19 protein-coding genes are annotated in these 20,894 nt (G+C 66.0%); 8 read left to right on the top strand and 11 right to left on the bottom strand.

Annotated features, from left to right (window positions below):
- Window positions 1-60 precede the first annotated feature (60 nt).
- The 5 genes from glgX to AC1DES_RS00155 form a co-directional block, all read right to left on the bottom strand.
- Window positions 61-2,112: a glycogen debranching protein GlgX gene (gene glgX, locus AC1DES_RS00175; RefSeq protein ID WP_476893682.1), complete on the bottom strand. Its 2,052-nt coding sequence runs from the start codon at window positions 2,110-2,112 to the stop codon at window positions 61-63.
- 107 nt (window positions 2,113-2,219) lie between these two features.
- Complete coding sequence (locus AC1DES_RS00170; protein WP_476893681.1) at window positions 2,220-2,429, bottom strand: hypothetical protein; 210 nt, start codon at window positions 2,427-2,429, stop codon at window positions 2,220-2,222.
- A 124-nt stretch (window positions 2,430-2,553) separates the two neighbouring features.
- On the bottom strand, window positions 2,554-2,910 hold the full coding sequence (locus AC1DES_RS00165; RefSeq protein WP_476893680.1) for a cytoplasmic protein: 357 nt from the start codon (window positions 2,908-2,910) through the stop codon (window positions 2,554-2,556).
- A gap of 145 nt (window positions 2,911-3,055) precedes the next feature.
- The gene (locus AC1DES_RS00160; RefSeq protein WP_476893679.1) at window positions 3,056-3,469 is read right to left on the bottom strand and encodes a VOC family protein; all 414 of its coding nucleotides are present in this window, start codon (window positions 3,467-3,469) and stop codon (window positions 3,056-3,058) included.
- A gap of 240 nt (window positions 3,470-3,709) precedes the next feature.
- Window positions 3,710-4,276 carry a type 1 glutamine amidotransferase domain-containing protein gene (locus AC1DES_RS00155; RefSeq protein ID WP_476893678.1) on the bottom strand — a complete coding sequence of 189 codons (567 nt, stop codon included), beginning with the start codon at window positions 4,274-4,276 and terminating at the stop codon, window positions 3,710-3,712.
- A gap of 168 nt (window positions 4,277-4,444) precedes the next feature.
- Here AC1DES_RS00155 and AC1DES_RS00150 point away from each other — a divergent pair, with 168 nt between their 5' ends.
- The 4 genes from AC1DES_RS00150 to AC1DES_RS00135 all read left to right on the top strand — a co-directional run bounded on the left by AC1DES_RS00150 (window position 4,445) and on the right by AC1DES_RS00135 (window position 7,997).
- Window positions 4,445-6,319: a Na+/H+ antiporter gene (locus AC1DES_RS00150; RefSeq protein ID WP_476893677.1), complete on the top strand. Its 1,875-nt coding sequence runs from the start codon at window positions 4,445-4,447 to the stop codon at window positions 6,317-6,319.
- Window positions 6,320-6,387: 68 nt separating this feature from the next.
- Window positions 6,388-6,642 (top strand): DUF2630 family protein, encoded by a 255-nt coding sequence (locus AC1DES_RS00145; protein ID WP_476894199.1) that lies wholly within the window; start codon window positions 6,388-6,390, stop codon window positions 6,640-6,642.
- A 30-nt stretch (window positions 6,643-6,672) separates the two neighbouring features.
- Window positions 6,673-7,647, top strand: a complete 975-nt coding sequence (locus AC1DES_RS00140; RefSeq protein WP_476893676.1) for a CapA family protein — start codon at window positions 6,673-6,675, stop codon at window positions 7,645-7,647.
- Window positions 7,648-7,772: 125 nt separating this feature from the next.
- Window positions 7,773-7,997: a hypothetical protein gene (locus tag AC1DES_RS00135; protein ID WP_476893675.1), complete on the top strand. Its 225-nt coding sequence runs from the start codon at window positions 7,773-7,775 to the stop codon at window positions 7,995-7,997.
- A gap of 40 nt (window positions 7,998-8,037) precedes the next feature.
- Here AC1DES_RS00135 and AC1DES_RS00130 read toward each other — a convergent pair whose 3' ends face one another.
- A complete protein-coding gene (locus tag AC1DES_RS00130) occupies window positions 8,038-9,048 on the bottom strand; it encodes an LLM class flavin-dependent oxidoreductase (RefSeq protein ID WP_476893674.1) in 1,011 nt (336 codons plus the stop codon).
- A gap of 359 nt (window positions 9,049-9,407) precedes the next feature.
- Between AC1DES_RS00130 and AC1DES_RS00125 the strand changes: the two genes are divergently transcribed.
- Window positions 9,408-10,724, top strand: coding sequence for an ammonium transporter (locus AC1DES_RS00125; RefSeq protein WP_476894198.1), 1,317 nt, complete (start codon window positions 9,408-9,410; stop codon window positions 10,722-10,724).
- 122 nt (window positions 10,725-10,846) lie between these two features.
- Here the strand turns inward: AC1DES_RS00125 and AC1DES_RS00120 are convergent, their stop codons facing one another.
- Window positions 10,847-11,953: a hypothetical protein gene (locus AC1DES_RS00120; protein WP_476893673.1), complete on the bottom strand. Its 1,107-nt coding sequence runs from the start codon at window positions 11,951-11,953 to the stop codon at window positions 10,847-10,849.
- A 247-nt stretch (window positions 11,954-12,200) separates the two neighbouring features.
- On the opposite strand from AC1DES_RS00120, the gene AC1DES_RS00115 reads away from it, so the two are divergent.
- Window positions 12,201-13,610 (top strand): S8 family serine peptidase, encoded by a 1,410-nt coding sequence (locus AC1DES_RS00115; RefSeq protein WP_476893672.1) that lies wholly within the window; start codon window positions 12,201-12,203, stop codon window positions 13,608-13,610.
- Between the two features lie 131 nt (window positions 13,611-13,741).
- Here the strand turns inward: AC1DES_RS00115 and AC1DES_RS00110 are convergent, their stop codons facing one another.
- Complete coding sequence (locus AC1DES_RS00110) at window positions 13,742-15,223, bottom strand: purine-cytosine permease family protein (RefSeq protein WP_476893671.1); 1,482 nt, start codon at window positions 15,221-15,223, stop codon at window positions 13,742-13,744.
- A 186-nt stretch (window positions 15,224-15,409) separates the two neighbouring features.
- Window positions 15,410-16,003, bottom strand: coding sequence for a DnaJ family domain-containing protein (locus AC1DES_RS00105; RefSeq protein WP_476893670.1), 594 nt, complete (start codon window positions 16,001-16,003; stop codon window positions 15,410-15,412).
- A gap of 214 nt (window positions 16,004-16,217) precedes the next feature.
- Here AC1DES_RS00105 and AC1DES_RS00100 point away from each other — a divergent pair, with 214 nt between their 5' ends.
- Complete coding sequence (locus tag AC1DES_RS00100) at window positions 16,218-16,451, top strand: hypothetical protein (RefSeq protein WP_476893669.1); 234 nt, start codon at window positions 16,218-16,220, stop codon at window positions 16,449-16,451.
- Between the two features lie 200 nt (window positions 16,452-16,651).
- Complete coding sequence (locus AC1DES_RS00095; protein WP_476893668.1) at window positions 16,652-17,743, top strand: type I restriction endonuclease; 1,092 nt, start codon at window positions 16,652-16,654, stop codon at window positions 17,741-17,743.
- A gap of 414 nt (window positions 17,744-18,157) precedes the next feature.
- On the opposite strand, the gene AC1DES_RS00090 is transcribed toward AC1DES_RS00095, so the two are convergent.
- Window positions 18,158-19,846 carry a long-chain-fatty-acid--CoA ligase gene (locus tag AC1DES_RS00090; RefSeq protein WP_476893667.1) on the bottom strand — a complete coding sequence of 563 codons (1,689 nt, stop codon included), beginning with the start codon at window positions 19,844-19,846 and terminating at the stop codon, window positions 18,158-18,160.
- Window positions 19,847-19,882: 36 nt separating this feature from the next.
- Window positions 19,883-20,671, bottom strand: coding sequence for a hypothetical protein (locus AC1DES_RS00085; RefSeq protein WP_476893666.1), 789 nt, complete (start codon window positions 20,669-20,671; stop codon window positions 19,883-19,885).
- Between the last annotated feature and the right edge of the window lie 223 nt (window positions 20,672-20,894).

Here is a 20,894-nt window from a genome sequence, read left to right as displayed (position 1 = left end):
TCCCCCCAAAGGGCGGAAGGTTCCGTGGCGCAGCATTGCGGCTGCGCCACGGAAGGGCCGCTATGCGCGGGACCGCAGGACAGTGACTGAGCGGTCGCGCACGATCAGGGTGCTCACCGGCGGGTGTGCCTGCTGTTCCGGGTCGGTCGAGAGCACCAGCTCCCACTCCTGCTGCGGGGCTGCCGGGACGGTGAATTCGACGCCGTTTTCGGCGGCGTTGAACAGTACGGCGAATGCGTCGGCGCCCTCGTGCTCCAGCACGAACGCGATGGCGCGGTGGTCTGCCGTCCAGTCCTCTTCGCTGAAGCCCTCGGCGTCGGCGCGGAGCACCCGGACTGAGTCGGCACTGCCAGCCTCCGGTGCGTGGCGGAACCAGTCCGGGCGGAGTGCGGGGTTCTCGCGGCGGAGCGTGATCAGTTCCGTGGTGAACTCGAGGAGTCCGGCGTCGACTTTGTTCCAGTCAAACCAGGAGATCTCGTCGTCCTGGCAGTACGCGTTGTTGTTCCCGCCCTGGGTCCGACCCATTTCGTCGCCGCCCAGGATCATGGGCACGCCGGTGGACAGGAGCAGGGTCGCCAGGAAGTTCCGGCGCTGGCGGCCGCGGAGTTCGGTGACGGCGGGATCATCGGTGGGGCCCTCGATGCCGTGGTTGGCCGAGCGGTTGTCACTCTCGCCGTCGTTGTTGTCCTCACCATTCGCTTCGTTGTGCTTCTCGTCGTAGGCCGTGAGGTCCGCCAACGTAAAACCGTCATGCGCGGTGATGAAGTTGACGCTGGATACCGGGGCACGGCGGCTGCCTTCGTAGACGTCCGGGCTGCCGAGGAAGCGCTGGGCGAAGTCTCCAAGCAAATTCTCGCCGCCGTGCCAGAACTCGCGGGCGTCGTCGCGGAACTTGCCGTTCCACTCGGACCAGTCGGCCGGGAACCCGCCCACCTGGTAGCCGGCGGTGTCCCAGGGTTCGGCGATCATCTTGACCGGGGCCAGGACCGGGTCCTGCTGGATCAGGGTGAGGAAGGCGCTGTGCAACTCGGCGCTGCCGTCCTGTCTGGTCAGTGTGGTGGCCAGGTCGAAGCGGAACCCGTCCACGTGCATTTCCGTGACCCAGTAGCGCAGCGAGTCCATGATGAGACCGAGCGCCGCCGGGTGGCCCACGTTGAGGCTGTTTCCCGTTCCGGTCGTATCGAAGTACGCGGACTCCTCCCCCTCCACCAGGCGGTAGTAGGCGGCGTTGTCGATGCCCTTGAAGGACAGCATGGGGCCCATGTGGTTGCCCTCGGCGGTGTGGTTGTAGACGACGTCGAGGATGACTTCCAGCCCGGCCGCGTGGAGGGCCTTGACCATGGCCTTGAACTCCGCGACCTGGCCGCCGCCGTCGCCGGCGGAGCTGTAGTCGCCGTGCGGGGCGAAGAATCCGATGCTGTTGTAGCCCCAGTAGTTGCGCAGGCCTTTCTCTTCCAGGTGGCTGTCCTGGACGAACTGGTGCACCGGCAGCAGTTCGACGGCGGTCACGCCAAGGTCCGTGAGGTGTTTGATGGCTGCGGGGTGCGCCAGGCCGGCATAGGTGCCGCGGACGTCCTCCGGGACGTCCGGGTGCTGCTGCGTGAAGCCCTTGACGTGGACCTCGTAGACCACAGTCTCGGCGAGCGGTATGCGCGGCGGGACGTCCGCGGCACCTTCGTCCCAATCGAAGGACGGGTCCGTGACCACGCAGCGGGGCGCCGAAGCGGCCGAGTCCGTGGCGTCGAACTCGGCCGGGTTGTTCAGATCGTGGGCGAAGACGGCCTGGCCCCAGTCATAGCCGCCCTCGATCGCGGTGGCGTGGGGATCCAGCAGCAGCTTGTTGACGTTGTGCCGCAACCCGGCGTCGGGGTTCCAGGCGCCGTCGACGCGGATGCCGTAGCGGGTGCCGACTTCGATCCCGGGGACCATGCCATGGAACACGTGTCCGGTCCGCTCCGGCAATGCAATGCGGGTCTCGGCGCCGTCGCCGTCGAAGGTGCAGATTTCCACTGCGTCGGCCGTCTGGGAGTAGATGGCAACATTGGCGCCGCCGTCCCTCAGCGTGACGCCCAGCGGATACGGAAGGGAACGCGTGGCAGCGGCCGAAGTCATGCGATGCTCGTTTCTATACGGAGTTATCAGCCCAGTATAGTAAGCATGCTGACGAAGTACCGAACGCGACAGGCCCGCTGCCCAGCTACCAATCGCGTTAGGGGCGGTCAGTTCCCGCGCTTGTCCCGCTCGGTGAATTCCTCGTCGAGGTCATAGTGCCGGAACTCGGTCTCCGGGTTGGGCTCGCCTTCGACCACATATTCGTAGTCCAGCTGGCGCTGGACCTGGCTGTCGAGGACCTGCAGCTCCTTGTCCGCCACCTTGCTCAGGTCTTCGGGGAATTGGTCCTCGGGGGTGAGGTGCAGTTTCTCGGTCATGGCATGCCTCTCTCGGCCAGGCAGGATAGACCCGATCATGCGGTGTCCCGGCCAGCTTAAGGATAGCCGCGGCCGCCGGGCCGGGGAACACTCAGGGAACCGCCGATACGGCGGAAGAGTTCAGTCAGCCGGAGGCCGGCCCGAGGGGCCCTGGAGAGCCGGCGGGGGCCGGGCCGGCGTGCCCGTCCCCCTTAAGCTCGATGAACAGGGTGTGCGTTCCGGTGTCCCCGATGTTCTCTCCGGCGTGGTCCTGGGCCGGGAGCCAGCGCGCCAGGCCGGCGGGCAGTTCGACGTCGACGTTCTCGCCGTGCCCGGACAGCCGCCGCCGGAAGCTGCTGAGCGTGACCATGACGCTGTCGGGATGGCTGTGCGGAACGGTCCTGTCGCCCGGCTCGTCCTTGTACTCGAGAACCCGCACCCGCTCGTTTTCGAAGGCCACCCGGTAGAGTTTCGGATTCGCCACCACTGGATCGTGTCCCATGGGCGCGAGCATACGCCCGGCCTCCGGCAGCGCGCCAGAGGACGGCGGCAGCGGGGGCAGGCCGGGATAAACTCTTGCGCGCGCTATGTTGCGGCTTCGCGCGGACACCCGCCGTGCGGCCGCGTCGCCCGCGACGTTGCGCGCCCTACGTTGCGGCAGGGGCGATGTTGACCAGCCAGTCCACGCCGAACTTGTCCTTGCACATGCCGAAAGTGTCGCCCCAGGGCGCCTTCTCCAAGGGCATGGCCACGGCGCCGCCGTCGGCGAGCTTGTCGAAGTAGCTCCGGAGCTCGGCCTCGTCGGAGCCGCTGAGCGACACGGAGAAGTTGTTGCCGGGGGTGTAATCCATGCTATTGGGTGTGTCCGCACCCATCAGCACCATGCCGTGTTCGGTGGTCAGCATGGCGTGCATGATCTTGTCCTGCTCCGCAGGGTCCTCGCTGGCGTGGTACTCGGCGAACGTGCTCATATTCAGCTCACCGCCGAACACCGAATGATAGAAGGCCATGGCTTCCTTGGCGTTGTCGCGGAAGCCGAGGTAGGGGTTGAGCGTGGTCATGTCCGGACTCCTTGCAGCGATTCGGTACTTGTTTACAGCGCATATCCTGCCCCAAAGGCGCTGCCGCGGGTAGGTGTCTTCACCCGGCTGCGGCGCCCACGAGGCCACGGGCGGGGTGGGTCTGCGCTCCTGCCCGGTTACTCGGGGCCGGGCTTGGCGCCGGGCCGTGGAAAGGCCGGAAACCCGGGACTCGCCGCGGCCGGGTCGCAGAGCAACCGGGAAGGAGCGCGGGACCCCGGGTCAGGAAGTCTGGCCCGCGTGCTCGCCTTCTTCGATTTCCTCGAGCAGTTTGTCGTTGAAGGCAGGAAGGTCATGCGGGTTGCGGCTCGTGACCAGACCTTGGTCCACCACCACTTCCTCATCGGTCCAATGGGCGCCGGCATTCGTGAGGTCCGTCCGCAGCGTGTGGTAGGACGTCACATTCCGGCCGCTGATGACGCCGGCATCGATGAGCAGCCAGGGTCCGTGGCAGATGGAGGCCACAGGCTTGTGTTGTTCAAAGAAGGCCCGGGTGAAAGCCTGGGCGTCCTTGTCGACGCGGAGGTGGTCGGCATTCACGACCCCACCGGGAATCACGAGTGCGTGGAAGTCGGCCGCGTTGGCGTCCGCGGCGGTGATGTCGACGGCGAACGTGCTGCCTTTTTCGGTGCCGTCGTAGCCTTGCAGTTTTCCGCTCTTGGGAGCCACCAGGGTTGGTTCCCCGCCGGCTTCCTTCACGGCGTTCCACGGGCTGGTCAGCTCCACCTGCTCCACGCCGTCGGTCAACAGGAAAGCGACTTTCTTACCTGCAATGTTGTGTCCTGACATGTGTCCTCCTCTTGCTGGGCGAGGATCCACGAGGGGCGCTTCGCCGTCCATGGTTCCCACGCGGAGACTGTGATGGCTTACAGGAACAACTCTAGGAAGCTGCAAAATAATAAGCAAGCTGATGATGCGCGGGGACCGCCAGGATCGGGCAACTGACACAATGGCTCAATGGACGTCGCTTTGGGACTGCTGGCCCTCGTTGCCATCGTGTGCGCCGGCAGTGCGTTGGGCCGCAAGATCAACGTCTCCGTCCCGCTGCTGCTGGTGCTGGCCGGGGTTGCCTGTTCCTTCCTGCCGTTTGTCCCCAGGATCGAGCTGAATCCGGAGCTGGTGCTTGTAGGTCTCCTGCCGCCCCTGCTCTACGCCGCCGCGCTGCAGACCTCGCTGTTCGATTTCAGCTCGAACCGCCGTTCCATCGGCCTGCTCTCGGTCGGCTACGTCATCTTCAGCACCGTCAGCGTCGGATTCGTGGTCGAGTGGCTGTTTCCCGAAATTCCGCTGGCCGCCGCCTTGGCCCTCGGTGCCGTCGTCGCACCGCCGGACGCCGTGGCCGCGACCGCCATCGCGCGGAAGGTGGGCATGCCCCGCCGGATCGTCAGCATCCTGGAGGGTGAATCGCTGGTCAACGATGCCACAGCGCTCGTCTGCCTCCGCGCTGCCATCGCCGCGATTTCGGGCACGGTCTCCGCGGCGGAAATCGGCGGCGGGTTCGTGCTCGCGGCCGGCGGCGGCCTCGTAGTCGGCGTTGCCGCAGCCTTCGTCCTCACCGAGCTGCGCAAACGCATCCGCAACGTGGCCATCAACACCTCCACCTCCCTGATAGCACCCCTGGTCGCCTACCTGCCGGCCGAGGCCATCCATGCCTCGGGCGTTCTCGCCGTCGTCGTGACCGGGCTGATCATGGGGACCAAGGCGCCCTCAATGCCGAACGGGGCGGCGCGGCTCAGCCAGCGCAGCAACTGGAACACGGTCCAGTTCCTGCTGGAGAATTCCGTCTTCCTCCTCATTGGGCTGCAGGTCCGCACCATCATCGAAGGCGTCCAGGATGATTCGCTGGGGCCAGCCCGGATCTGGATCGGCTGCGCGGTGGTTCTCCTGGCGGTGCTTGTACTGCGCCCGCTATGGGTGTTCCCGGCCACTTACCTGCCCCGGCTGATTCCGGCCGTCCGGCGCAACGACCCCGCACCCCCGTGGCAGTTCCCGGCGATCGTGTCCTGGGCCGGTATGCGCGGTGTGGTGACTCTTGCCGCCGTGCTGGTTCTGCCGGCCGATCTGGAACACCGCTCGGTGCTGATCCTTGCAGCGCTCGTGGTGGTGGGCGGCACCCTCGCGCTGCAGGGCTTCACGCTGCCGGCCCTGGTCCGGATGCTGAGGGTCCAGGGGCCGGATCGGCGCGAGGACGCCCTGAACCAGGCCTCGCTCATGCAGCTGGCAACGGCCGCCGGAGTGCAACGCCTGCAGGAGATTCGCACGGACAACGATCCCCCGGAAGTCGTGGCGATGCTCAAGCGGCGCACCCAGGAACGCGGGCTGGCGGCCTGGGAGCGGCTCGGCCGCCCCTCAGCCGAGGCCACCACGCCCAGCCAGCGCTACGCGCAGCTCCGGCTTGCCATGCTGGAGGCCGAGCGCGCTAAAGTCCTGGAGTTGCGGCGCGGCGGCGCGTACGCCCACGAGGTCCTGAGCGAGGTGCTCGACCGGCTCGACGTCGAGGAGTCCATGCTCGATGTCACGCTGGAGGAACCGGATCTTGCCGGCGGTGGCGGCGGCGAGGGGATCGCACGCCCGGGCGGCATCTGTGAACACCTTGAGGCCGCCCGGAACCCTTCGGCCCCGCAGGACCCCTTCTGCGCTGCTTGCGCACGGGAAGGTACGACGCCGGTGCACCTGCGCATGTGCGTGGCGTGCGGCAACGTGGCCTGCTGTGACTCCTCACCCGCAACCCATGCCTTCAAGCACTTCCAGGCCAGCGGCCACCCGGTCATGCGGAGCATCGAACCCGGCGAAGACTGGCGCTGGTGCTATGCGGACGAGCTCCTGGGCTGAGCTCTGGTCAGGGCCGATTCCCGTCCGTACGCTGGGGAGGGATGACCGCCGGACGAGAAGAGGACACCGTGGACAACGAAGACATCCTGGAACGCATCAGGGCACTGGTGGCGGAAGAGCACGGACTCCGTGAAGACGCGGAGTCGTCCAACGAGGTCAAGGCCGGCCAGGTTCCCAACCCGCTCAGGCTCCAGCAAATTGAGGAACAGCTCGACCAGTGCTGGGACCTGCTCCGGCAGCGGCGGGCGAAGAAGGACTACGGCGAGAACCCGGACGAGGCGGCGACCCGCCCTGTCAGCGAGGTGGAAGGCTACCAAAGCTAACGTCGGCACCTCTCAGAAGGCGGGTGGGCCATGCAGGTTGCATTGATTGGCGACGTCATGCTCGGCCGGCTGGTCAACCAGCACCTGAGGACCGCCGCCCCGGCGTACCCGTGGGGGGACACCGTTGCCGTCCTCCGGCGGGCCGACATCCGGTTCGCCAACCTCGAATGCGTTCTGGCGGACGGCGGAAGACCGGAGCCAGGAAAGGTATTCCACTTCCGCTCGGACCTGAAGAACGTGGCGAGCCTCCTCGCTGCGGGAATCGACGCCGTGTCACTGGCCAACAACCACGTGCTGGACTACGGGGAAGAAGCGTTCCGGGAAATGCTGCCGGCCCTCGACGACGCCGGCATCCTCCATGCGGGGGCCGGCACGGATAGGGACGCAGCCCACCGGCCCGCCGTGCGGCGGGTGACCGGTGCCGCCGTCGGCTTCCTTGCCTTCACGGACAACGAGCCCGACTGGGAGGCAAGCGATACGTCGCCCGGGATCCACTATGTCCCCGTGGAGGACGAACAAAGGGTGGCCAATCTATTGGACTTGGTCCGGCGGACTAAGGCACACGCGCAGCTGCTCATCGTTTCAGCACACTGGGGCGGCAACTGGGGCTCCGAAGCCCCGCCCGAGCACCAGGACCTGGCACGCGCGCTGATCGACGCCGGGGCCGACGTCGTGTTCGGACACTCTCCGCACATCTTCCGCGGCGTCGGGATCCACCGGACCCGGCCGATCATCTACAGCGCCGGGGACTTCGTGGACGACTACGCCGTGGATCCCGTTGAACGCAATGACCGGTCATTCATCTTCATGCTCGAGACTGATGGAAGCCAGCCCCGCGTGCTGCGGCTGTACCCGACCGTCATCACCGATTTCCAGGCCCGTCTGGCAGGTGCAAGTTCGCCCGTCATCGCCAGCCGGATGCAGCAGCTCAGCACGCAACTTGGAACCCAGAGCACGTGGCGGCAGGCCAGCGGTTTCCTGGAGATCCCGATCGATCAGACGTAGCCCGCAAGAAACTTCCCTGCTGCCCCTCCTGTAGCGGCCGGGATGTGTGACACTTGGGCATCGGACTCAACTGAGACTGTCTATCCCCCTGCTGCAACGCAGGCACTCCAAGGAGTCACGCAGGCATGAACAGTCCCCACCACGGCGCGTCCGGCGATACCGGAGCGCACGAACACCACGAAGATCGTCCCGACCTGAGCAGCCTCCATGTCCGCGAGGACGTCGCGATGGCCGGCCGCTGCGCAAATGTCCACCTTCCCACCGGCCGCACCTGCGTCCAGCCTGAGCGCCACGGGGGCTCGTGCGAGTTCGTGGCGCCGCAGGATGCGGAGGATGTCGCCGTCCACTAGCTGCGGGGAACACCGGTTCCGGCACCACCAATCCCGCGGCTCACGGCAGGCATAATTTCGGTGGCCAGCAGTTCGATGGACCGCGCCGTCTCCGCGAACGGCAGTCCGCCCAGTCCGATCTGGGCCATGTACCGGCTGTTGCCAAGGGTCTGGTGGATTTCCAGCAGCTTCTCGGTAACCTGCTGTGGGCTCCCGACCAGCAGCCCGCCGCCGGGTTCGGTCCATTCATTGAAGGTGGAGCGCGGGAAGTGCTCCACCGGCCGCGGCATATTCTGCTCGAAATAAGCCCGGTAGTAGGGGGAGAGAAGGTCTCCCGCGCCTGCTGCGAGGTCGGCGCCACATAGAAGTGTCCGCCTGCTCCGAGCTGCAAGCCGCCGGGGTCGTGGCCGGCGTCGGCAGCGGCCTGGCGGTAGACCTCCACGAGACGGCGGAAGCGCTCCGGCCCGGAGAGCAGGGCGACGAACAGCGGCAGCCCCAGCCGCCCGGCACGGGCAAAGCTCGCCGGGGTGCCGCCCACGCCCACCCAGAGAGGCAGCTTGTCCTGCACCGGGCGGGGAACAATGTCCATGCCGTGGATGCTCTGCGTCAGGTCTCCGCGCCAGTTCACGACGGCGTTGTCCCGGAGTTCCAGCAGCAGGCGCAGCTTCTCATCGAAGAGCGCGTCGTAATCGTCAAGCTCATAGCCGAACAGCGGGTAGGACTCCACGAAGGCGCCGCGGCCCACGATGATCTCGGCCCGGCCGTCGGAGATCAGGTCCAAGGTCGCGAACTGCTCGAACAGCCGCACGGGGTCCTGGGTGGAGAGCACGGTGACGGCCGAACTGAGCCGGAGGTTGGTGGTTTCGCGTGCGATCGCGGCCAGGACGATTTCCGGGGCGGACAGGGCGAAGTCGCGCCGGTGGTGCTCCCCCAGCCCGAGGAAGCTGAGGCCCGCCTGGTCGGCCAGCTTCGCGAGCTCGATGATTTCCTTCAGCCGTTGCTGAGGGGACACCGCGTTGCCGGTGCTGACGTTCCGGGAGAGCTCGCCAAAGGTGAAGATGCCAAAGTCCATATTTATTGAACATTCAAGCAATTAATTTCATTCCTCCGCCAGGACTCGAAATTCCGCGGTTCACCGCACACGTTCTCCCGCTCCCCCGCAGGCCCGCGCCATTCCGGGGATCCGGCCCCGCGCCACCGCCTCCGGACGGGCCGGCCGAGAGGCCCCGGTAACATCCCCGAAACATGGCTGTCACGTGATCTTCACGCCGCGGCAATTCCTGTAACGTGCCCGCAACTTTTCTCCCCCTTAACCGAAACATGCCTCCGAGAGGATTGAATCCGGATCGGGGGGCCGGCGGCGACATGTCCCGGTATGGCGGTACGACAGGAAGGGACACGCAGGTGGAACTCACTGCGGGAAGCATCTGGATGATGGTCTCGGCGGCACTCGTGCTGCTCATGACCCCGGCTCTGGGCCTCTTCTACGGCGGCATGACGCGGGCCAAGGCTGCGCTCAACATGATGATGATGAGCTTTGTCTCGGTCGGGATCGTCGGCGTCGTCTGGGTCCTGTGGGGCTACTCCATGACCACCGGCAAGGGCATCCTCGGCGTGGTCGGCGACCCGTTCACCAGCTTTGGACTGAGCAACCTCATCGGCTCACCGGACCTGATCAAGGCAGGCTACAGCGCCACCTTCGCCATCATCACCGTGGCCCTCATCAGCGGCGCCATCGCGGACCGGACCAAGTTCACCTCCTGGGCCATCTTCGTCCCCATCTGGATCACGGCCGTGTACTGCCCCCTCGCCTTCATGGTCTGGGGTGGCGGCCTGATGAGCGCGGGCGGTGCGGTCAGTTCCCTCTTCGGACAGGTCATCGACTTCGCCGGCGGCACCGTCGTAGAGATCAGCTCCGGCACCGCGGCACTCGTCCTGGTCCTGATCCTGGGCAACCGGCACGGCTTCGGCAAGGACCCGGCCCACCGCCCGCACAACATCCCGTTCGTCATGCTTGGCGCCGGCATCCTGTGGTTCGGCTGGTTCGGCTTCAACGCCGGCGCGGCCGCCACCGTGCAGCAGGCGGGCCTGATCTGGATCAACACCCTGGCCGCTCCCGCCGCAGCCGTGATCAGCTGGCTCGTGGTCGAGAAGATCCGGCACGGCCACCCCACCTCCCTCGGCGCGGCGTCCGGTGCCGTCGCCGGCCTGGTCGCGATCACCCCGTCGTGCGCCAACATCAGCCCCCTCGCCGCCCTGGGACTGGGCCTGCTGGCCGGCGCGGCCTGCGCCGTGTTCGTGGACTTGAAGTACAAGTTCGGTTTCGACGACTCGCTCGACGTCGTCGGGGTCCACCTTGGCGGCGGCCTCCTCGGCACCCTGGCATTGGGCTTCATCGCCCTTCCGGTCAACGGCGAAGGCGGGGGCCTCTTCTACGGCGGCGGCCTTCACCAGCTCATCGCGCAGATTGTCGCGGTGCTCATCACCGTTGCATTGTCCGGACTCGGAACGGCCGTGATCGGCCTCGCCATCCACAAGACAGTCGGATTCCGGGTCAGCCACGAAGACGAGGTCGCCGGCGTGGACCGCTCCGAACACGCCGAAAGCGCCTATGCCTTCGCCGAGCTCGCCCTCAGTCGCTTCAACCCCTTCGGGCACCACGCCCACGCCCCGCACTCCACGCACACGGCGGCGCCCGCCCAGGCAGTCCGCGCAGCACAGCGCGAGAAGGAAGACAGCATGGTCTGACGACCCCGACGGAATGCCGGGGACGACGGCGGGGCCTCCCGCCGTCGTCCTCCGTCGTTGTTGTTCCGGCTCGTCGCGCCGGTTCGTTGTTCCGGGTCGCCCCCAGGCGGCTGCGGCCCCGCTCAGGATGCCGGGTGCGTGTACGCGATCCGCTCGAAGGAGAGCACGTCCGGGGTTCCGGCCGGGTTGCTGGTGACCTTGAGCCAGTCCTGGGCGTTGCTGGAGCCGTCCACCGTGACCCGGGTGAGGTTCGTGGCCGCGACCCCCTGTCCGTAGAACGGGAGCCAGGAGGAACCGGCCGCCAGCGGGTGGTCCTGGTTGTAGACGTGGCTGTCGCCGTTGATCAGGTAGACGGGGCCGCCGAAAGCGTTCGACTCCTCGACGAGGGCCTGGACCAGCGGTTTGTACGCCCCGAAGTCCGCCTGGGACGGGTGGGCGACGGTCGGGTCGAACATGTCGGCCTGCGTCATGATGACGACGGCCCGGCTGCCGTCCTCGCGGGCTTTCCCGAAGGCGTCCTTCAGTTCGCGGATGTCCGCAGCCGTCCGCTCGCGGACTTCGCTGGCCTGGTCCGCGGTTGGCGCCGTCTTGCCAAGTCCGGACCAGGGCAGCAGGGAGTTGTCGCTGCCCGGGATGTTGACGGCGGTGAAAGCGATGTCCTGCTTCTGGAAGTTGACGTTTTCGGGATACCCCTGGCGGGCCTGCGACTTGACCTTCATCGGCTGCCCGAGAGTGGTGCCGGGCTGCGGGAAGAAGGTGGCCCGGACCTTCGCCAGCCGTTCGAGCGGGTTGTAGGCGCCGTTGTTCGGGCGGTGGCAGTCGGTCCACTCGTTGTCCCCCGGGGTGTAGACGAGCGGCAGGGCAAAGGAATCGAAGTTCTTGCGGATCCCGGCGAAGTAGCCGTCCGTGCACTGGGAGGAGCCGTTCTTGATATCCCCCACGTGCCCGACGAAGGACAGTTCCTTGTGGGAGTTCAGGTCCTGGATGTAGGACGGGAACGCCTGGATTTCCGCCTCGCCGTACGGGACATCGCCAATCACGGCAAAGCTGAGCTGCGGCCGGGAGCCGTTTTCTCCGGCATTTCCGCGCTGGTCCTGGCGTGCCTGGGCCGCCTGTCCGTGGTCGCCGGCACTGCCGTCATCCGCTGCCAGCGCCGGGGCCGCCAGCAGCGACGCCGACATCGCGGCCGCCGCCGCGGCAGTCATCATCACACGGTTCATGGGGCGCATCTCGTTCTCCTCAGTCTGGGCTTCCGGTTCCGGGCCAAGGCTAGGGTGCTGATCCGAACAGGAGGGGTCCTGAAGGTGAACTCTCTTCGGTTTCCACGTTCCAAGATTTTCCCAAGGTACGGGCTTAAAATGCGGCCGGAGGCTTAAGATGTTGGGCGGGGGGCACTCGAATAGCGACGTCGCTTAATGGGAGGCCACGATGTTCAGCCAAGTCCGCCGCCAGGCATCAAAACCGCAGCTAACATCCATGGCCGCGGGACCGCGCAGGCGCAGGCCGCTTGCCGCTCTCCTTTCAGCCGACAGACCCTTCGTCCGCCGGGTGATCGGCACCTTCGCCGTCGTTGCGCTGAGCGTCGGAGGGGGAATCGCAGCCGCCGCCCCCTCTTCCGGGGCCGAGCCGGAAGAAAGCTACATCGTGGTGCTGAAGGACACGGTGGTGGACGTGGGAGCCACGGCCGCGGCCCAGCAGGGCGCGTACGGATTCGCGACGTCCCAGCTGTACAGCAGCGCGGTGAACGGCTACGCAGCCACCATGACCGCGTCCCAGGCACAGCGCCTCCAGGCTGATCCCGGCGTCGAATTCGTCACCCAGGGACGGAAGTTCCACAAACCGCCGGACTCCGAAGCACCCAGCACTCAAGTGAAGCCGTTGTGGCGGCAGCGCATCTCCGGCACGGGACCCGACGCCAAGAATTCCCTCATCCGGGACGGCGGTGGCAGCGAGCCTGTGGACGTCAACGTCGCGGTCATTGACAGCGGAATCGATTCCACCCACCCCGACCTCAACGTTCGCGGCGGCATTGACTGCACGTCCGGCTCGCCGGTCGCCGTGACCCCTATTGACGTTCTTGGCCACGGCACGTTCGTCGCGGGCGTGATCGGCGCCCGGAACAACGGCTTCGGCGTGGTGGGCACGGCCCCGGGCACACCGCTGTGGTCCGTCCGGGTTGTTGACGACGCCGAGGGAATCTCCGAAGCGAGCCTGATCTGCGCCATCGACTGGGTGACCTCGACGCACAAGGACAAGGACAAGACCAACGACATCGCCGTGGCCAACATCAGCATCGCGGGTCCCGGCGCCGATACTGCAAACTGCGGCAAGGGCACGGACCCGATGCACTACGCCATCTGCCGTTCGGTCAAGGCGGGCGTGACCTACACTGTCGCGGCCGGTAATTCGAGTGTGGACTTCGCCGGAACTGTCCCGGCCACTTATGACCAAGTGATCACCGCCACGGCGATCGGGGACTTCGACGGGCAGCCGGGCGGCCTGGCGGCCCCCGTCTGCGGCGCCGTGGACTGGACCAAGTTCGGGCAACATGATGACGCGCCTGCGTTCTTCTCCAACTTCGCCACCTTGGCCTCGGACAAGGCCCACACCGTCGCCGGCCCAGGGGCCTGCATCCTGTCCACGGTGCCGGGGGGCTACAACGTCATGCACGGGACCAGCTTCGCGAGCCCCGCGGTGGCGGGTTCGGTGGCCCTGTGCATCAGCCGGAATGCCTGCAAGGGCTCTGGGAAGGATGTGATGGACAAATACCTGGACCTGACCGCGGGATACAGCAAGAAGAACCACGACTTCGGGTTCAACGGCGACCCCGTCCATCCGATTGCCGGGCACTACTACGGCTACCTGACCGAGGTCGCCAGCTTCTGACGGATCACGGAGGGGAAATATCCGGACCCTGCATCTGACGGCGCCTTGAGCCCTTCGTGAGGGGCGCAGACCGAAGAGGGCGGCGGCGGGAAGATCCCGCCGCCGCCCTCTTCATTTGGCGCCCGTCCGGATCAGGCCACCGGGCTGGCCTCCAGCCGTCCGCCGTCCGAGACGCCGTCCAGCGGGCCGCCGTCGGCCGGGTAGATCATCTGCGCCGGGGCGTTGGAGTTCCGCTTGGCCAGCGGGTAGAACACCAGGGCGGTGACCGCCAGGCCCACCAGCCATGAGATGTCGGCTCCGCCCAGCAGCTCGGTCATCGGCCCTGTGTAGAGCGTCTGCGCGAGAAATGGAATCTGAACGACGATTCCGACCGCGTAGGAACCGAGCGCGGTCTTGTTCCACCGACCGTAGCGCCCGTTGGGGTCGTACAGCGCCGGAATATCCACTTTCTCTTTCGAGACGAGGTAGTAGTCCACCAGGTTGATTGAACTCCACGGGATAAAAACCATGAGCAGGAGCAGGACGAAGTTCTTGAAGTTGGCGATGAAGTCCGGCGAAGCCAGCACCGCGATAAGGACCGAGAGGCCGATGAAACCGATCACGTAGACAAACCGGGTCCGGGAATGTGCCGTGGATTTGCGCGTGAAAGCCGTCACGGACGTCAGCATGGTCATGTAACCGCCGTAGGCATTGAGGGTATTGACCGTCAGTTTCCCCGTCACGATCACCAAATAGATGACGACGGCGATCAGTCCGCCGCCGCTAAGGTTGCCGAGGAATGCGACTTGACCGTCGAGGAACCTCTGGCCCTTGGGCAGCGCAAGGGCCGCGAACAGGGCGCCGAGCGTCATGGACCACTGGGAGCCCAGCACCGTGCCGAAAAAAGCGGCCAGGAACGTCTTGCGGGCCGGGGTGTCCGACGGCAGGTAGCGGGAGTAGTCGGCGACGTAGGGGCCATAGGTCAGCTGCCAGCCGGCGCCCAGGGAGACGGCAAGAAGGAAGGTGGGGAACTCGAAATGGCCGGAACCCAGCAGCGCCCCGACGTCCTGGCTGGAGAGCAGCCGGATGCCCAGGTAGGTGAAGCCGAGGACACCCACGACGGTCGAGATCCGGCCCATCAGGTGGATGTACTTGTAGCCCAGGGTCGCCACGAGGACCGTTAATGCCCCGAAGAGGACCATGCCGACGGCCGGCGTGCCGGTGTGCGTGATCTGGTCCACGGCCTGCCCTGCCAGGACGGTTCCGGTCGCGGCAAATCCCAGGTACATGATGACGACCAGCACCAGGGGGATCACCGCGCCAAGGACGCCGAATTGCGCGCGGCTGGAGATCATCTGCGGGAGCCCGAGCTTCGGGCCCTGGGCCGCGTGCAGCGCCATGACCGCGCCGCCGAGGAGGTTGCCGATGAGCAACCCGAGGATCGCCCAGAGGGCATCTGCGCCGAAAAGCACCGCGAGCGCGCCATCTACGATCGCCGTGATCTGCATATTCGCGCCGAACCATAGGGTGAATTGGTGCGCCGGTGAGCCGTGGCGTTCGTTTTCCGGGACGAAGTCGATGGAGCGGCGCTCAATGCGCGGCTCGGCTCTTCCCGTTCTTGTCGCTGCCTGCATGCCTCTTCCTCACATTGCGAATGGTTCCTGATGTCGGAACACTGTCCGTACATCTGAGCACGGCGGGGGTGAGCTGCATCACCGCAAAATTCCATTCGCTGTCCGGCATTCCAGACAACATGGCGTCTAAATATGACTTAAGCTCCGGTCGGTGGCTGCCGGCAGAGTCACAGCACCGGGGGGCGCCTACCGCCAGATCCGCTGCCACCAGGGCTTCCCGGGTTCCGGCTCCGGCTGCGGGGACGCGTCGGCGGCAGCCGTCCGGCGCTCGCTCCAGCGCACCAGCTCGACGTCGACGTCCCGGGTTTTCGTGATGACGGGCGGACCGCCCTGGAGTTGCCGCCGCGCATCAATCACCCGCGCGTTGAAGTCCGACAGGAGGTCGCGGACCTGTTTCTCGGTGTGCTGGGCGTCGATCAGGGCGTCAAGGCCGGCGTCCTCCATTCGGAGGAGAATGGCTTTCGGGCCCAGGCCCGAGATGTGCTCACGCTGGATCAGGCCCTTGACCCACCAGTCGGGGTCGTACGCCTCCCCAAGCCCAGGGACCGGTTTCCCCGCGTACTTGAGGTTGTCGAACTTCCCCTGCGCCATGGCGTCACGGATCAGGTATTCGGCCTTGGCGGCGTCGTCAATCCCGGCGCGTTTCTGCCGGAGCTCCTGCTCGGCGGCGTCCACCGCCTCGTGTTCCTGGGCGGTGCTGCCGCTGCTCCGGACCATACGGAGCTCCGCGGCCCGTTCCACCCGGCGCCGGAATGCCCCGCCTGCCCCGCTGCTCATCATTCACCGTCCTCGCCTGCCCGAAACGGCCGACCTGTCTTCCAGTATGCAGACCGTTCTTTCTGCAGCATAGGTCCAGCTCCGCGGCGGTCGGACCCGAGACCGGAACCTAACGTGACGGTAACGCGAAGTTAACCTGCCTGTGCGAGGCTGGGGCTTGGGTAGAACCCGGCACGGCCCATCCCGCCTGCACTGCAGGCCTTGAGGAGTTGCAGACGTGAACAGCCCAGCGAACAGCAGGCCCGAGAACACCCGCCCGCGCCGGGACGCCGAGGAGCGGCCGGATCTGAGCAGCACCCACAGTACCCACGTGCGGGAGGACGTGGCCAAGGCGGGCCGCTGCGGCAACGTCCACCTCCCCACCGGACGCACCTGCACGCTGGCGGAGCGCCACCACGGCTCGTGCGCATTCGTGGCCCCCGACGAAGCGGAGGAAGTCGCGCCGCACTAGCGCGGCCATTGGCGGCAGTCTTCCCGGGCACCCCGCCGTCGAGATGGCGCTTTCCCTGCAGCGGATATTGAGGGCAATCACTTCCGCGAACCGTCACCTCGCGGCGAATGACCCGGTCCTCGGGAGCGAAAATGGTCATAATTGTCGGTCGCCTCCGTTACCGTTGGCCACACGACCGTATTTCGACTCCGGGGGGATCCATGGAATTTTCAGAACGGCTCAGCGCGATGGCTGCAAAGGTGCGCCAGCAAAGTGGTTTGATTCAGACCGAGGAGGCCACGAAGAATGCTTTCGTGATGCCTTTCATTTCTACGATTCTCGGCTATGACGTCTTCAACCCGCTCGAAGTCGTCCCGGAATTCATCGCCGACGTAGGGCTCAAGAAAGGCGAAAAGATCGACTACGCCATCGTGAAGGACGGCGAAGTCCAGATCCTGATCGAGTGCAAAAAATCATCAGAGCCCGTCACGATTGAGCATGCCTCTCAGTTGTTCCGGTACTTCGCAGTGACCAACGCGCGGATCGCCATTCTCACTAACGGTGAGGTGTACCAGTTCTTTACCGATTTGGACGCGCCCAACCGTATGGATGCAAAGCCGTTCCTGGTTCTGGATCTGAATGACATCGACGATTCGCTCGTTCCTGAACTGCAGAAACTGACAAAGGACGTCTTTGATCTCGATTCCATCATCAACGCAGCGGGGGAACTGAAATACGTCGGCGAACTCAAGCGGACGCTGGCGGCGCAGTTCAGGGAACCTGAAGACGAATGGGTCAAATTCCTCACCAGCCGCGTTTACACAGGCGCGTACACGCAGAAGGTCCGCGAACAGTTCACGGCACTGGTAGCCAAAGCGACCAAACAGTTCCTCAACGACCAGGTCAATGAGCGGCTCAAGAAAGCTCTCGGTGCACCGGGCTTTCCGCAGGCCGACGACTCAGCCGCGGCGGCCACCGTTACCAGCGCGCCGGTCGCCGAAGCCGATCTGGCGGAGGCTGACGGCATCGAAACAACGCTAGAGGAGATCGAGGGCTACCAAATCGTGCGTGCCATTGTCTGCAGCGAAGTGAAGCCCGCCCGCGTCGTTCAGCGTGATGCCAAGTCCTATTGTGCTGTGCTGCTGGACGACAACAACCGCAAGCCCATCGCTAGGCTCCATTTCAACCGCACACAAAAGTACATCGGCGTGTTTGATGCCAATAAGGAAGAAACCCGGGTTCCAATCAGCTCTTTGGAAGAAATCTATGAGCACACCGAAGTCCTCCGCGCGACCGTGACGAGCTATCTATGAGCACCAGAACCGAGACCGACCCCGAAGATTGATGCGCGGGATTCCGGTTGCTGATGGCGTTCATACACGGAGAGTGGACGGCGGCGGATGTTCCGGCCGTCGTCCTCTGTGCTCGGAACACGCGACCGTTAGAGTGGGATCAATGCGACTGGATTGGATCCGGCGCCCGAACGAGGATGTCTGCCAGTCGAAGAAGACTCAGCGGTCGTTCGTCCGGGGGGTCGTCGACGCCGCGAAGCCAAGCTCTTGGGCGACACGAACGCCCTCCTCTTCTAAGGCTGGGGGGTGGCTAGCGCCCGTTGCAGGAGCCTATGCGACCAGCTACTACGGGGTCATACGGCGCGCCAGGAATGTCGAAGATGCCGGGGGGCGGGCTACACGGATGATGTTGCAGTCCTCGCATCCGGGGCCCCGCTACAGCCCCGGCAGGACCTGCTCCCGAACTTTCTTCCGCAGGATCTTGCCGAGCATCGAGCGCGGCATGTCCTCGACGGCCACGATCCGGCGAGGGACCTTGTAGCCGGCGAGATGCTCGCGGCAGTGCACGCGCAGCGCCTCTTCATCCAATGAAACGCCCGGTTCAAGCTCGACGGCGGCCGCCACCATCTCGCCGCCCCGTTCCAGCGGCTTGCCGATCACGGCGGCGTCGCGGACGTCCGGGTGCAGGCGCAGGGCCGCCTCGACCTCGGTAGGCGAGACGTTGAATCCGCCCGTGATGATGAGTTCCTTGGCCCGGTCAACGATCGTGGCGAAGCCGTCCTCATCCACGGTGACGACGTCGCCTGTGCGCAGCCAACCGTCGGGCGTCAGGGCTTTAGCGGTTTCCTCCGGGTTGTTCCAGTACCCCTGGAACACCTGCGGGCCCTTGATCAGCAGCTCCCCCGGCTGGCCCTGCGGCACCTCGGCAGTGGGGTCGTCCAGATCCACGACCTTCATCAGGGTCGAAGGGAACGGCACACCGATGGTCCCGGTGCGGCGGGTGGGGTGGAAGGGGTTGCCAAGGGCCACCGGGGAGGACTCGGTCATTCCGTAGCCTTCCACCAGCAGCCCGCCTGACACGGATTCCCACAGCTCCACCACGTGGCGCGGCAGGTTCATGGCGCCTGAGATGCAGTACTTGCAGGACCGCAGCGAGATGCCCTTCTCCTTCGCGGCCATCGCGGTGCGCTCGTAGATCGGCGGGACGGCGCAGTAGACCGTGGCGGGAGACTTCTTCATGGCTCGGAGCACGAGGTCGGGATCGAACTTCGGGAAAAGCACCAGCAGCCCCTGCTTGAGGACGCCGTAGGTGAGGTACAGCGTCATGCCGAACGCATGGAACATCGGCAGGATCGCGTAGAAGATCTCCTTGCGGTACTCGGCCCCTTCCATCCAGGCCTCGCCCTGCAGCGCATTGGAATACAGATTGTAGTGCGTCAGCATGACGCCCTTGGGGCGACCGGTGGTGCCGGAGGTGTACTGGATGGCGGCGAGGTCCTGCACCGACGGCCGCGCGTGGTCCGGCCTGATCCGGCCGTGGCTGAGGAGCTCCTTCCAGGGCATGGTGCCAGGCGCCGGGACGGTCAGCGAATCCCGCGTCGCACGAAGCTTCTTCACCGGCAGCGTCAGGGCAAGACGTTTGAGGGCGGGGAACGCCTCGAGGAGGTTGACCGAGACGACGTGGTCAATCTCGACGTCGGCCGGGAAACCGCGGATGGCGGCTGCGGCCTTGTCCCAGGCGATGACGATCCTCGCCTGATGGTCCTCGAACTGGTGGCGGAGCTCCCGTGAGGTGTACAGCGGGTTGTGTTCGACGACGACGGCGCCCAAGCGCAGCACAGCGTAGAACGCCACGACGTGCTGAGGGCAGTTCGGCAGGACGAGGGCCACCCGGTCCCCCGCGCGCACACCAAGCCGGCGAAGGCCTTCAGCGGCCCGGTCCACCTTTTCGCCGAGCTCGGTGTAGCTGGTCCGTCGGCCGAAGAACTCCAGTGCGGGCGCGCTGCCGGCCTCGGCCACGGACCGCTCCAGCATCGCGACGAGCGACTCCGTGGGCGCCTCGATCTCGGCCGGGACGCCCGGCTGGTAATTCTTCACCCAGGGCTGCAAGTCAGTGTTCGCCATGGTCACATCATTTCGCGAAGTGGCGGCCGGGGCGAATCAGGTGCCTGGCGGCAGGCCCCCGCCTGAGGCCGACGTCCCGGGAGCCGTTCGCCACGCGCTGATGAGGAGCCACACTGTCCACACGGCTATCAGTGCGATCCCCGCCAGCGTCGGCAGGGCGTTTGAGGGTGCGAAGCCTTCTGCCCCGATGATCCAACCCTGCGCCATGTACGCGAGCCCGGACAATCCCATGAGGGCGCCGATCACGCGGGAGAGGCGGCGGGTGGCCGCGATGACAATGCCGAACAGGACAAGGGCAGTGCCCAGCACCAGGCTCTGGTAGCTCCGCATTCCCCACTCCAGCCACCTGATGTCCTCTGCGGCGGCGAACCGGAGGGTCTTCTCGGGGCCGGCTGCTGCCGCCCACGCATCCACGGCATGCTTGAGCGCCACGCCGTCCACGGCCTGAAGCCCGCCGTAGAGGGCGAGGGCCACCATTGAGGACACCGCGGCGAACCTGGCTGTCCACGCCAGCGCCCCGTGCCGGACGTCGAGGGCGAACCACAAGGCCAGCAGTCCGGCGATAAGCAGCGCCATCCCGGCGAACTGGCCGAGGTGGACGCCGATCCAGATGCTGCTGCGGGCGTATTCGGCGAAGGTCGCCGGGTGGTCGTTCGCGTCGGCAGAGTCGGCATGGAACAGGCCCGCCCCCAGCGACACCACGACGCCGGCGAAAAGCAGCGTCGCTGCGAGGCGAAGCTGGTTTCCCTCAATCGGCGGGCGCTCTGCCCGCACCGAAGCGGCCGGGTACCGCGAACCGCCGTGGCCTGTCCGGCTCTTCTTCATGGACGCTCCCAACTTCCTGCTCACGAATGAAGGGGGAGGGGTGGCCGAGTCACCCGCTTAGGGGTCAGGTTACGCCGCGTGCAGCCTCAATACCATGGCGTTTGGACACCATGACTGTGTCCTCGCAGACGCCTTGGCTGGGAGGCGCGGCTGGCAGCACCAGATCAAATGCCACGAGCGCCTCACCGACATCATCGCGGGGCGCTCAGACCGGTCAGAGAGC

This window comes from Arthrobacter sp. 05T442, assembly GCF_056395945.1.
Note: the sequence above shows the minus strand (reverse complement) of the source record. Positions and strands in the feature narration are given on the sequence as shown.

What these genes read in the sequence shown, in the direction of transcription:
- glgX (WP_476893682.1), bottom strand. Translation starts at nt 2,112, where the DNA reads ATGACTTCGGCCGCTGCCACGCGTTCCCTTCCGTATCCGCTGGGCGTC.
- AC1DES_RS00170 (WP_476893681.1), bottom strand. Translation starts at nt 2,429, where the DNA reads ATGACCGAGAAACTGCACCTCACCCCCGAGGACCAATTCCCCGAAGAC.
- AC1DES_RS00165 (WP_476893680.1), bottom strand. Translation starts at nt 2,910, where the DNA reads ATGGGACACGATCCAGTGGTGGCGAATCCGAAACTCTACCGGGTGGCC.
- AC1DES_RS00160 (WP_476893679.1), bottom strand. Translation starts at nt 3,469, where the DNA reads ATGACCACGCTCAACCCCTACCTCGGCTTCCGCGACAACGCCAAGGAA.
- AC1DES_RS00155 (WP_476893678.1), bottom strand. Translation starts at nt 4,276, where the DNA reads ATGTCAGGACACAACATTGCAGGTAAGAAAGTCGCTTTCCTGTTGACC.
- AC1DES_RS00150 (WP_476893677.1), top strand. Translation starts at nt 4,445, where the DNA reads ATGGACGTCGCTTTGGGACTGCTGGCCCTCGTTGCCATCGTGTGCGCC.
- AC1DES_RS00140 (WP_476893676.1), top strand. Translation starts at nt 6,673, where the DNA reads ATGCAGGTTGCATTGATTGGCGACGTCATGCTCGGCCGGCTGGTCAAC.
- AC1DES_RS00135 (WP_476893675.1), top strand. Translation starts at nt 7,773, where the DNA reads ATGAACAGTCCCCACCACGGCGCGTCCGGCGATACCGGAGCGCACGAA.
- AC1DES_RS00130 (WP_476893674.1), bottom strand. Translation starts at nt 9,048, where the DNA reads ATGGACTTTGGCATCTTCACCTTTGGCGAGCTCTCCCGGAACGTCAGC.
- AC1DES_RS00125 (WP_476894198.1), top strand. Translation starts at nt 9,408, where the DNA reads ATGATGGTCTCGGCGGCACTCGTGCTGCTCATGACCCCGGCTCTGGGC.
- AC1DES_RS00120 (WP_476893673.1), bottom strand. Translation starts at nt 11,953, where the DNA reads ATGCGCCCCATGAACCGTGTGATGATGACTGCCGCGGCGGCGGCCGCG.
- AC1DES_RS00115 (WP_476893672.1), top strand. Translation starts at nt 12,201, where the DNA reads ATGGCCGCGGGACCGCGCAGGCGCAGGCCGCTTGCCGCTCTCCTTTCA.
- AC1DES_RS00110 (WP_476893671.1), bottom strand. Translation starts at nt 15,223, where the DNA reads ATGCAGGCAGCGACAAGAACGGGAAGAGCCGAGCCGCGCATTGAGCGC.
- AC1DES_RS00105 (WP_476893670.1), bottom strand. Translation starts at nt 16,003, where the DNA reads ATGATGAGCAGCGGGGCAGGCGGGGCATTCCGGCGCCGGGTGGAACGG.
- AC1DES_RS00095 (WP_476893668.1), top strand. Translation starts at nt 16,652, where the DNA reads ATGGAATTTTCAGAACGGCTCAGCGCGATGGCTGCAAAGGTGCGCCAG.
- AC1DES_RS00090 (WP_476893667.1), bottom strand. Translation starts at nt 19,846, where the DNA reads ATGGCGAACACTGACTTGCAGCCCTGGGTGAAGAATTACCAGCCGGGC.
- AC1DES_RS00085 (WP_476893666.1), bottom strand. Translation starts at nt 20,671, where the DNA reads ATGAAGAAGAGCCGGACAGGCCACGGCGGTTCGCGGTACCCGGCCGCT.